Genomic DNA, 8,565 nt, shown 5'->3' on the forward strand with positions numbered 1-8,565 from the left:
CCTTCCACCGCTATTTTCATAATGCAATATTCGACATCGGATGGTTGGAGTCCTGCTTTTTTAAAAAATTTTAATCAAAAAAAGCGCGGCATTTATTTCTTTTGATGTTGCGTTGGCCGCGCTTTTATCCTTTTCTCTATTCAATAGGTGATATTATTAATTTGATAAAGAACATTCTATGTCATGAATTGAAATTAAATAGGACTGTGAATAGTAACAGATTTTTTTCGGTTAAAAAGGAATTTTAAAAAAGAGCGTAGAATATAATAAAATAGACAAGTGAATATTACAATTTTCGAGCCTTGGAACCTACGGTTAATGACTATGGATCTGAGGCCGCTAGAGTGTAGCCGGAAACAGCTACGCTTCCCGGTGCGGAAAGAAAATTGGCAGGTTTTTAAACGTATTCGGGCTGAACTTCTAAAGTTTAGCTTTTTTTAACCAGTTAAAAGCCAGTTGTCTTTTCGGACAACTGGCTTTTTTGCTGCCGTAAGTGTTCTTAAATATCCGCACAAAACGGTCTAAATCTTTGATGATGAAGTTGCTTTTTTTAAGCCGTTGACCTCTGTTGCTCTTTAAGTTTACTTCCCTATTTCCATGTGACTGGAGCAGTTTTTAATAAGCTGCTCATTTTTTTATCGCACTGTATAAATTGGGCGGGCAGGCATGGAGAAAGGGTAGGGATTCCTTGCGAAATCACCGACCCTTTCATGAAACGCGCGATGTTATTAAAAATGTTCCTTCTTTCCAGATAACTTTCATAGTTATCTGGAAACTTTTTCACACTTTAACTATCAGTTTCTACTGTTAAACTCAGGTAGGCGCTCCAGTTGCCCGCATCATCGCCCGCTTTAACCTTGAACGTATATTCGGTTCCTTTCTGCAGGCCTGATATGGTGGTCTTATTCATATCAGCGTCCAGGGTTGCCTTTAACGCATTATCCTGGTAGATCCTGTACATGGTTACTTCTTCGTTATCAGCAGCATCCGGCCATTCCAGGGTGACACTTGTCTTTGTTATGTTGCTGGCCTTAAGTTTGCTTCCCGAAGGCCAGGCCGGGGCTGTAGTGTCGTTATCTTCTTTTGTGGTCACTCTGACGGAAGGTCCATCCGTGCTCCAGTTCCCAGCCGCGTCCCGCGCCTGGACGGTGAATTTATAATCTTCATCGGCATCTAGTTCGGTAATCTTTGTAGTGCGGGTTGAATTAACCGTTTTTACTTTATTTGTCCCATCATCGGTGTATGTTATTTTATAGCCGGTAACTTTTGCATTGTCGTCAGCAGGGTCCCATTTGAGTTCCACGCTGTTTGCGCCAACATTGAACGCGGTGATCTTACTGTCGTTATCCCATGTTGGGGCGGATTCATCATCACCTTCAGTTTGATCGTTATCATCCAGTGCATAGATGATGATAAAAATCTCCACCCGTTTTATAGCGCAGTTAGGGTTGAAATTGCCATTGGGGTTGCCTTTGATAATTCCCAGTTTATAGAGAGCCAGGATATACTCGTAGTCTTCATCCGAGATTTGCCCACAGTCGTTAAAGGGGTTGAAATTCAGATCGGATACGGATACCGGTTTCAGTTTCCCGCATTTTTCCAGGTACTTTCCCAGTAGAACACAGGAGTCCAGACGGCTCATCTGTGCATTTGAATTAAAACGTTTGGGGTTGATGAATTTGTTTTGCGCTGCCCGCTTTACACCGCTTTTCGCCCATGCCGGGACGTCGCTGTCTCCGTAAAATGCATTCCCGTCAGTCGGGTTCCAATTTGCTGATTGAATGTTAAATTTCTTTGATACAGCCCGGTCGATAAGTGTCGTTGCCTCCGCCTGGGTGCACAGGTTATTGGGACGGAAGGTTCCGTCAGCATATCCGCCCGCAACGCCATTAGCATGCATTTTCTCAATCGTCTGCTGCGCCCAGTGGCCTTGAAGGTCAGAGAATTTCACCTGCTTCTTCATGCTTTGCCCATTTGCTTTTGCATTAGCAGTTTTCGCTACCGCGTTTCCAACGCCGAATGTGAGCAGTATGGCCAGTGTCAACAATAGCGCAAGGATTTTCTTCATTTTTAGTCCCTCCCTTATGAATTTTGTGGTCTTATTTAACCAATGCGTTGACCGGCGTAAAAAACATGGGGGTATACTTAAGTCCAAAAAATACCATATGGGCAGGGCTGAAAGGTGACAGTTAGTAACTGCTTTAGTGGCAAACAACAAGCCCCGCAGATCCTTGCGGGGCTTTGCATTTCTTTGGCAGGGGAGACAGGGATCGAACCCGCAGCCTACGGTTTTGGAGAGCGCTAAAAGCCTTTTGGGATATTATTGAATATACCTGAAAACCTTTGGAAATAAAGGATTGTTGAAAACGGCTTCAGGTATTTTTATGTTCGATTTTGAATACTTTTGAAAAAAATGTTCCAATAAATGTTCCAAATATATCTTTACATTACCCACTTATTGTATTACAATATATATCAAGAAGGGGTGATACCGTGAAAGTAATTAATATCCGGATGCCGGACGAGCTTGTTGAAAAAATTGATCGGGAGGTTGTCAAGCTTCAGGAAAAAACGCCGGGAATAAAAATGAGCAGGTCAGACGCGATAAGGCACATTCTTGAACTGCACTTTAAAAAGGGGGCCAAATAAATGCCTTCCGTCGATAAAAAGTATTCAAAAATCGTCAGTAAAGGAACTCAGGTTGCCTTCCGTGTTCTTTATGACGGTCCTAAAAATGCAGACGGCAGCAGGAATCAAAAGAAGGAAACTATCAGGATAGTCATACCGGCCAGCAAGAAAAAGCCTGACGATGTACAAGCCTGGATAGATTCTAAGGGCCTGGATAAAGCATTAGATTATGCCAAGAAAAAAGAAAAGGAAGTCAATCAGCCAGGGTATAGGGAGCCTGTCAAAGAAAGATTTTCTGACCTGGCAGCACGATGGCTTGAATACCGGGCCGGACGCAGCAGGAAGGGCCAACATCAGCCAAAAACAATGTTGCGGTATAGGCAATTACTTGAACGGATCAATCAATTTCTTGGAAATGATGAAGTAGCATCAATAAACCTTGACCGGGTTGAGGAATTTTATAAATGGCTGAGTGAGCAGCCGAAAAAGAACCGGAGCGGTGAAGCAAGCGAAGAATATCTATCTCAACAAACACAGTGGCATTATCACCGGGTTTTATATTCTATACTGCAGTATGCAGTCGAGCGTCAATTACTGCCGAATAATCCTTGTAAGTTCAGAGCACCTCAAGCACCGGTGCAAAAGGAAATTGACAGCTACACAGCAGAAGAAGTCGCGCTTATAAAGCAATACATGGAAGGGGAATCATTGCAGAATAAAGTATTGGTAAATATTGCCCTGGAAATTGGAGCCCGTGAAGGGGAAATACTTGCTTTAAAATGGGACGATATTAATTTTGACACCCGCATGGTCAGTATAAATAAATCATGGCAGTATATCCCCGGTGAGCCCTGCTTCGAAAAACCGCCTAAAAACAAAGCGTCTCTTAGAGATGTAAAACTGTCTGCAAGTACAATATTTCTGTTGAAGCAATTAAAAGGGCATCAAGAGGCCCGAGAAGAGAAAATAGGGACTCTGTGGGTAGAATCCGGCGCTGTGTTTACTCAGTGGAACGGGGAACAGATACACGCTATATATGCCTCTCAATACTGGCATGATTTTATAAGAAAAACCGGGTTACCGGCGAAAAATTTCCATTGCCTCCGCCATAGCTGTATTTCGCTTTTGTTGTCGAAGGGAGCGCCTGTTCTTGAAGTGGCTCATATGGTTGGTCATGCCGACGCTAATATGATCTGGAAGAGATACGGCCATGCAATCGAAAAGGCGCAGTTTGAAGGCAGCAGTATAATGGAAAAACTTATGAATAAGCAACCAGAGCAGTTAAGAAAGAAAGGATAATGAGCAGGAATTATTAAGGGGCGTCCATAAGGGCGCTTTTTTGGTTCTTCTTTACTTTTCATTTATTAGTATCGTTATTCGATTTTCAACCTGCTTTTCCCCTGTTATACCTTTTTCGAACAAGGTATCGATTTGATCTGATAGCCAACTTTCATTTATCGTTTTAAATTGTTGAAGCAATTTTTCTTTCAACTCTTTATTTCGGATTTTTCGAGTATTGTGCTTACTTTTACATTTACTACTACAAAAACGCTGTTTCTTTAATCTATCAGCAAAAAACCAGGTACCGCATTGTTCTTCTTCGCACTGGCGAAATTCTTTATTACTATCAGTAACAGTGTGAGAATAGGCTAAATCAATCAAAAGATGAAGGCCTTCCCCCTCAAAAACGATACCATGACCATCTCCAAGGTAAGCAACTTTACAGTTAATATCAATATCAAAAGTATAGGGCTGTACTTTATACGTGTGGTACATATATAAACGGCTGATATATTCGAGGACAAAAATCAACGGTTCAACCTTATAGAGATTTTCTTTATAAATATACCACCAGTCAGTACCGACTTCTAAGATCCCACCGTCTTCTTGTTTTTCATATACTTCCCAGCAATCCTTACTAAAACCACTTGTTCCCGGTGAAGCGGCAAGGAAGACTTTATCTATTTCTGGCCATATAGATAAAAAACCAAAATCATAAATAAAGTTTTCTACATATTGAGTTAAAAGATCCTGGTATTCTTGAGCAATATTTGCCCAAAGAAAATAATCTTCATCAGAAAAAAACAATTTTTTGCACTCAAATGTCCTTAGCATATACCTGTCGTCTAATGATTTTTCTTCAAATCTACCTGCTTTCTTAAGTATTTCCCCTATCTCAAAAACCCTACCTATTATATCCTTGCAAAAACCGTCTTCAAACGGAAGATATGTAGTTTTAGAATCCCTGGCTATGAAGCAAGTAAGACCGGTGTGCGCTGTTGGAAATTCCTTTCTTAGTACTTCAGGAATTACCCAGAAGAATTTCTTTGTGCTCAAATTATCAGCTTTTAAGCAAGATATTTTGAGGTTAGGAATGTGAAAAATTTTATTTATCAATTAGAGGCCTCCTTTAAAAATAATTTTTTTGATCTAAAATATGTATCGCTTGTGCCCGTGTACAGGAATACCAATATCAATCATAATAACTATAACGCCATTACTTATAAGGCGTCAATAAAAATTTAAACGAGAGGTGGGTCTCAATGCAGGTAAAGGCAAATCAAGATATTCGGGAAGCAATTAAAGACGCTGGACTTTTCCAGTGGCAAGTAGCCGATCGGTATGGAATTCATGAACAAAACTTTTGCAAATTATTGCGCAAAGAGTTACCGGATAAAAAGAAGCAGCCGATTCTCAAGGCTATCAAGGAGCTGCAGCAGGAGGTTAACTAATGTTTGCAAATCTTAACGCAGATTCTAGGGAAACAGTACGAGAAATTTTTGACGTAAAGGGAGCCCGAAAGTATCTTCGGGATTTGATCAGCGAATGGTTATTACGGCGGGAATTAAGCAACGGGAATATCCCCCATTTTAGAATTGGAAACCGCATCCTTGTGGACAAGGCAGCTCTCGACAAATGGATCGAGAATCAATCACAGCCCGGAGCAATAAGGCGAGTGCAGTAAAAACTTAAGAGGTAAAAAACATGCCGGACAATGAACTAACAGAAGTATTAGTAGAAAAATTCGCAGATATATTCCAAGGCTTGACCAGTGCTTGCGGACGCCTCTATGCTGATGAAAAGCGCGGATGGTGCAATAAGACGCCGGTAACTCTACAGCAGTATGGAAATCATTTGACTGGCACAACTTATCGGCATAGTTTAGGCATTTATCCTTTGCAGTCCGATGGCAATGTGTGGTTTTGCGCTATCGATTCAGACAACCACAATGAAGAAGACCAGGCGCAGCTGGCGGAGAACGCTGCAGCCCTGCGAGACAAGCTTTCGGATCTGGGGATAATCGCACATATCGAAAGATCAAAATCCGGAGGCTATCATATCTGGATTTTCTTTTGTGAGCCGGTACCGGTAGCGCAGGCACGCAGACTATTGAGACAAGCCTGGCAAGAGGCTATCGGAGGAACTACGCCTGAAATTTTCCCGAAGCAAGATAGTTTTGACGGATTGAATTATGGAAATTTCATTAATCTGCCTTACTTCCCTCCGAGCGTTAAGAATAACCGGCGTGTTGTGACAGACGGCGGGACGGCCCTTACCTTAGAGCAATTCCTTGATATAGTACGGCGGCACACCCGGAAAGAGTTAAATACTGCCTTGGCCATGCTGCCGAAAGAGCCGGAGCAACCGCCAAAGACCGCCACAAATAAGGAAAGACCAGCCGTCAGAAATGGTTTTAAGGACTTACTTCCGTGCGCTAAAAATTTTATGGAAAAAGGCGCGCTAAATGGCCCCAGGCGGCCGGCGCTGTTTAGGCTGGCAGCCCACATGAACCGGGCAAATTATCCTTATGAAATTGCATTGACCTCCGTCAGAATTGCTGATGAAAAAAATAGCCCTCCAATCCTGGATGAATTCGGCCCGGACGAGTTGGAACACCATGTCAAGAGCGCTTATAACGGTAAAAACGGCGCAGGGTACGTAAGCCTGGGATGCGATGAAGCCGACTGGGTGACGAGGTTCTGTACGGGTAAGGAGACTTGCCCAGTTCACGAACGGCCCAGCCCAGAACAGGAGTTTGCTCTTGATTGGGAGGGCAATCCTGAAGTTAAAAAACAAAAAATAATCGTTGTGAATAATCGTTCCTTACCGTCAATTACTGAAGAAGCCCTCGCCGCTTTAGCAGCAAGTAATTATCCGGAGATACTTTTCAACAGGGCAGGGGAAATTACGAAAATTTCTCATATTCAGGAGAAAGATAAGCATTGTCATTCATTCACTAGACCTGTGCTTAAATCAGTTAACGAAGCATCATTAAGGGGATACCTAGCGCGAAGTGCTAGATATGTAAAAGCGCGTGAAAAAAGCGGTGATGTAAAATATTTACCCGCAATCCCGCCCCCGGAGTTAGTAAGAGACATAATGTCACTGGACAATCTGCCATTACCCCTTTTACGTGGAATTACGCAGGTGCCAATAATGCGCGGGGACGGCAGCTTGTTTATTACTCCGGGTTATGATGCTGGAACCTCGCTTTATTACGCGCCGGAACCCGGTTCCTCGCTGCCAGAAATACCGGACAGGCCTGTTAAGACAGATGTTGAAGCTTCATTGGGGCGGTTAAGAGATATCTTAGCCGATTTCCCGTTTGACAGTGGAGCAAGCTGGGCGAATATCCTGGCCGCTGTTATAACGCCAGTTTTGAGAGATTTAATTGCGGGACCCGTACCAATGCTGCTGATTGATAAACCCCTGCAAGGGACCGGGGCCAGCCTTTTATCCGATGTGATTTCCATGATATCAACGGGTGCCTCTTCTTACATGACTACAGCGCCAGAAGGGCGAGATCGTGAAGACGAATGGAGGAAACGTGTAACATCTATTTTAAGCGCCGGGCGGCCAGTTGTCGTGATTGACAACGTTGAAGACGTTTTCCACTCATCTACATTGTGCGCACTCTTGACTTCTGTCAACTGGAGTGATCGAATTTTAGGACGCAATGAAATCATAAATTTGCAACATAGAACCTGCTGGGTTATTACCGGGAATAACATTCGTTTGGCTGGAGACCTCCCCCGGCGATGTTACCGGGTGCGACTGGACGCAAATCGAGCAAGGCCATGGCAGCGGGACCAAAATGAATTCAGGCACCCCTATCTAACAAAGTACGTAAAGGAAAACCGCGGTGCACTGTTGGCAGCAATTTTTACCCTTGCTAGAGCCTGGGTTCTTGCCGGGCAACCGGCACCGGTAAAAGCTCCACCAATGGGGAGTTTCGAAGAATGGCGTGAAGTAATAGGCGGGATATTGGAATTTGCTGACGTGAATGAGTTTTTAGGGAATGCAGCGGAGATTTATGAAAATGCGGAAATTAACGAAGGGATCGAAGACCTTATTGAGTCCTGGCACAAGGTTTTTGGTTCAAAGCCGATAACCGTAAAACAGATTGAGCGAGAGATTACTTTCAATGCGGAATTTAGAGACGTTCTACCAGATTGGCTGGATCCCAGTGAGCGGGGATTTACCCGGAAGTTGGGGCGCGTGTTAGCGCGGAAATCCGGAGTATATTTCACGAATGGCTATAAACTGGAAAAATGCGGTGCTATACACCGCGCTTTTTTATGGAAAGTTGATCTCGTTATGTGAGTTATGTGTGTCTAGTGAGTTATTTGCCGCCACCCCACACGGAAAAAAATACATTTTTTAATAGAGTAATAGCGGCAAAATACTCACCACACTCACCGTAAAACCCGAAAAAGCGCACCGTTACTAAATTTAGGGGTTTTTTAGAAACTCACCTTTTTAACCGGAGGCAGTCAATGACCTTCAACGAGTTAACAAAAATAGAACCGAGACTGGAGCAGCTTTACCAAGAAGCCCGTCAGATTGACGGCAGCGGGAAACATTTCTGTGCTAATCATATCTGGTACGAAGAATTTAAACCGAGGCTGTTAAGCATGGTTGGCACGGGTGCGGCAA

Annotated in this window: 6 protein-coding genes and 1 riboswitch; of the genes, 4 read left to right on the top strand and 2 right to left on the bottom strand. The window is 43.3% G+C overall.

Annotated features, from left to right (window positions below; translation table 11 throughout):
- Positions 1-281: 281 nt before the first annotated feature.
- Positions 282-401: riboswitch (molybdenum cofactor riboswitch) on the top strand.
- Between the two features lie 386 nt (positions 402-787).
- A complete protein-coding gene (locus DEH07_04390; GenBank protein HBY03775.1) occupies positions 788-2,068 on the bottom strand; it encodes a hypothetical protein in 1,281 nt (426 codons plus the stop codon).
- A 581-nt stretch (positions 2,069-2,649) separates the two neighbouring features.
- On the opposite strand from DEH07_04390, the gene DEH07_04395 reads away from it, so the two are divergent.
- Complete coding sequence (locus tag DEH07_04395; protein HBY03776.1) at positions 2,650-3,927, top strand: hypothetical protein; 1,278 nt, start codon at positions 2,650-2,652, stop codon at positions 3,925-3,927.
- A gap of 51 nt (positions 3,928-3,978) precedes the next feature.
- On the opposite strand, the gene DEH07_04400 is transcribed toward DEH07_04395, so the two are convergent.
- Complete coding sequence (locus tag DEH07_04400) at positions 3,979-5,025, bottom strand: hypothetical protein (protein HBY03777.1); 1,047 nt, start codon at positions 5,023-5,025, stop codon at positions 3,979-3,981.
- 146 nt (positions 5,026-5,171) lie between these two features.
- Here DEH07_04400 and DEH07_04405 point away from each other — a divergent pair, with 146 nt between their 5' ends.
- From DEH07_04405 to DEH07_04415, 3 genes are read left to right on the top strand one after another with little or no spacing between them, the layout of a single operon-like run.
- Positions 5,172-5,360 carry a hypothetical protein gene (locus DEH07_04405; GenBank protein ID HBY03778.1) on the top strand — a complete coding sequence of 63 codons (189 nt, stop codon included), beginning with the start codon at positions 5,172-5,174 and terminating at the stop codon, positions 5,358-5,360.
- Positions 5,360-5,593: a hypothetical protein gene (locus tag DEH07_04410; protein ID HBY03779.1), complete on the top strand. Its 234-nt coding sequence runs from the start codon at positions 5,360-5,362 to the stop codon at positions 5,591-5,593. Before DEH07_04405 ends, DEH07_04410 begins: the two co-directional genes overlap by 1 nt.
- Before the next feature lie 20 nt (positions 5,594-5,613).
- Entirely contained in the window at positions 5,614-8,232 is a 2,619-nt protein-coding gene (locus tag DEH07_04415) for a hypothetical protein (GenBank protein ID HBY03780.1), read from the top strand.
- Positions 8,233-8,565 lie beyond the last annotated feature (333 nt).

Origin of the sequence: Desulfotomaculum sp. (assembly GCA_003513005.1) — a bacterium.
GTDB lineage: Bacteria > Bacillota > Desulfotomaculia > Desulfotomaculales > Nap2-2B > 46-80.

Excerpts from the sequence above, each read along its gene's own strand:
- DEH07_04390 (HBY03775.1), bottom strand. The coding sequence starts at position 2,068 with ATGAAGAAAATCCTTGCGCTATTGTTGACACTGGCCATACTGCTCACA.
- DEH07_04395 (HBY03776.1), top strand. The coding sequence starts at position 2,650 with ATGCCTTCCGTCGATAAAAAGTATTCAAAAATCGTCAGTAAAGGAACT.
- DEH07_04405 (HBY03778.1), top strand. The coding sequence starts at position 5,172 with ATGCAGGTAAAGGCAAATCAAGATATTCGGGAAGCAATTAAAGACGCT.
- DEH07_04410 (HBY03779.1), top strand. The coding sequence starts at position 5,360 with ATGTTTGCAAATCTTAACGCAGATTCTAGGGAAACAGTACGAGAAATT.
- DEH07_04415 (HBY03780.1), top strand. The coding sequence starts at position 5,614 with ATGCCGGACAATGAACTAACAGAAGTATTAGTAGAAAAATTCGCAGAT.